The organism is Terriglobales bacterium, assembly GCA_035624475.1.
Taxonomy (GTDB): domain Bacteria; phylum Acidobacteriota; class Terriglobia; order Terriglobales; family Acidobacteriaceae; genus DASPRL01.
In genome coordinates this window covers 1-2588 of record DASPRL010000192.1, presented here as the reverse complement: position 1 = coordinate 2588, position 2588 = coordinate 1, and the positions used below count along the sequence as shown (strand labels likewise).

At 68.5% G+C, this 2588-nt stretch carries 3 protein-coding genes; 1 reads left to right on the top strand and 2 read right to left on the bottom strand.

All coding sequences use genetic code 11. The features are described 5' to 3' along the window. Positions 1–96 precede the first annotated feature (96 nt). Positions 97–1695 (bottom strand): radical SAM protein, encoded by a 1599-nt coding sequence (locus VEG08_07990; GenBank protein ID HXZ27923.1) that lies wholly within the window; start codon positions 1693–1695, stop codon positions 97–99. Positions 1696–1861: 166 nt separating this feature from the next. Further along, positions 1862–2107, bottom strand: coding sequence for a glutaredoxin family protein (locus VEG08_07985; GenBank protein ID HXZ27922.1), 246 nt, complete (start codon positions 2105–2107; stop codon positions 1862–1864). Between the two features lie 112 nt (positions 2108–2219). On the opposite strand from VEG08_07985, the gene VEG08_07980 reads away from it, so the two are divergent. Next, positions 2220–2588: SDR family NAD(P)-dependent oxidoreductase (locus tag VEG08_07980; GenBank protein HXZ27921.1), on the top strand; the 369-nt coding region annotated here is incomplete at its 3' end.

Below are 2588 nucleotides of genomic sequence, written 5' to 3'. Positions count from 1 at the left end.
GCGCGGGCGGCGGGTCGGGGGGCACGGATTTGAGGTCGGCGCAGGGCGCCTGCACCTGCAATATGTCATCGAGCTGGCTCATGACTGGCGTTCTCCTCACGAGGCTTTCTCGGAGTCATAGAAGGCTTCTCGCCAGGCGCGGACGGCGCGCACCTCGGAGGCGGGCACGCCCGGGACCTCGCCGGTGGCGGCGGCGACCAGGGCCGCCGCGCTCATGATCTGCACCCGCTCCTCGTGGGTGCCGGCGACCTCCTCCCACTCGTGCAGGTTGAAGAGGCAGCCGGGATCGCCGGCCTGGATATCGCCCGTGTAGGAGAGCGAGCGGGCGCGGCAGCCGCCGCAGTAGTTGCGGTAGTCGCAGACGCCGCAGTGGTCGGAGCGGTCCTCGCGGTCGCAGAGGGTGGCGAACAGCGCGTTGTCCCAGATCTCGCGCAGCTTCTGCCGGCGCAGGTTACCCACCGGCACGCCGGGGATGTAGACGCAAGGAGTGACGGTGCCGTCGGGCTGGAGCGAGCAGTAGCAGCGGCCGGCGCCGCAGCCGCCGATGTAGCGGGCCAGCACCATGGTCTTCTTGCCCTTGCCGCCGCCGGCGTGGCCGGTGGCGAAGACGGCCTCGTCGCCGTCGCTGTAGACCACGCAGGAGCGGCTGAACTGCGGCGCGGTCGAGATCACGTTGATGCGGCCTTCGCTGAGGTGGCGCTGCAGCTTGCGCAGCAGCAACTCGCGCTGGCCGGGAGTGAGGTCCTCGTGGGCCATCTCGCGGCCGCGGCCCACGGGGATGAAGTTGAAGAAGGCGAAGGTCTTGCAGCCCAGGCCGATGGCGAATTCAACCATCTCGTCGGCGCGCTCGACGGTGTCGCGGGTGAAGCAGGCGGCCATGCCGGTGCGCATGCCCGAGGCCACCGAGTTGCGGATGCCCTGGATGGCGCGCGCCCAGGCGCCGCGCTGCCCGCGGAAGTCGTCGTGCTGTTCGGGGTCGAGGGAATCGATGGAGACCTCGACGTACTTCACCCCGGCCTGCTGCAGGCGCTCGCAGTTCTCCGGGGAGAGCATCATGCCGTTGGTGGCGATGGTGGTGTGGATGCCGCGCTGCTGGGCGCGCTCCAGCACCGCCCACAGGTCCTTGGAGACCATGGGCTCGCCCCCGGCCAGCGCCAGGAATGGGACCATCTCCTCGCCCATCTGGTCGACGGCGTCGAGCTTCTGCTCGCGGGTGAGCTCGTCGGGCTGGGGCTGGCGAGTGGCGCTCTGGTAGCAGTGACGGCAGGAGAGGTTGCAGGCCTGGGTCAGGTTCCAGACCACGAACAGGGGCGCGGTGAAGCGCTGCGGAACCGTCAGCCCGTAGGTGGCGATGCTACGCGCGGTCAGGGCCAGCGCCTTCACCGTGGGGGGATGGTGGAAGAGGTTCTTCTTCATGCTCTCGCGATCGAGGTGGGCCTTCTTCAGTCCCAGGTCGATGAAGAGATTAGGCAGCGCCCAGCGCCAGCCCGGGCGGTCGTAGTGCTCGCAGAGCTGCTCGAACAGGCTCTTGCCATCGGAGGAGGGGCGAGTCAGCCAGCCCAGGGTGCGACGCACCGAGGACCAGGTGAGGGCGTCCTCCAGGAAGTGATGGCCGTGGGGTAGGGAGGTGGTGAGCTTGGGGACCTTGGGACGCTGGTGGGTCATCTCCCGGCAAGAGGAGTTGGCGACGTACATGAAGCCCTCCTTGCGAACAGGGCTTTACCCTCCGACCCCAGGAGCGGCGATGGCAGACTTCCCGCGGGTGGCGTGCTCCGGGGAGTGCTCTCAGCAGGTCAGGATACGGCCCCGCCGTCCGGCGGCGAAGTGATTGCGGTCACAGCAGCGGGTGACGGGGCGGGAATCAGCCCTGCAAACGGCGGAGGAAGTCGCGTTCGTCCATGCGGTACTTGAAGGCTTTGCGCCCGTCGATGAAGACCACCGGAACCTCGTCGGTGAAGCGGCGGCGGAGGGCGTCGTCGGAGTCCACGTCCACTTCCTGCCAGGTGAAGCCGCCGCGGCGCTCCAGCTTGTTGAGGCTCTCCTTGACGATCTCGCACAAGTGGCAGCCCCGGCGGGTGTAGAGCACGACCTGGCGGGACGCGGCCATGGCGCATGATAGCAAACTTCTTCACCACCGAGACACAGAGGCACAGAGAAATGAAGAAGGGCGAGGGGCACAGCCGGGGCGGCTGTGCCACACGGTTGGTACAATGCCTGCCATGACGGAACTCAAGGGGAAGGCCGTCCTGGTGACGGGGGGAGCCAAGCGCATCGGGCGCGAGATCGCGCTCACCCTGGCGCGGGCGGGCGCCGACGTGGCCATCACCTACCTGGGCTCGGAGCGGGAGGCGCGGCACACGGTGACCGACCTGGCCTCGCTGGGAGTGCGGGCGCTGGGCCTGCGCTGCGACGTCCGCGAGGAGAAGAGCGTGCTGGCGGCGATCAAAGAACTGCGCCGCGAATTGGGCGGGCTGGACGTGCTGGTCAACAACGCCGGCACCTACGCCACCGTGGACTTCGACAGGATCACGGTGGCGCAGTGGGACGAGATGTTCGCCACCAACACCCGCGGACCCTTCCTGGTGACG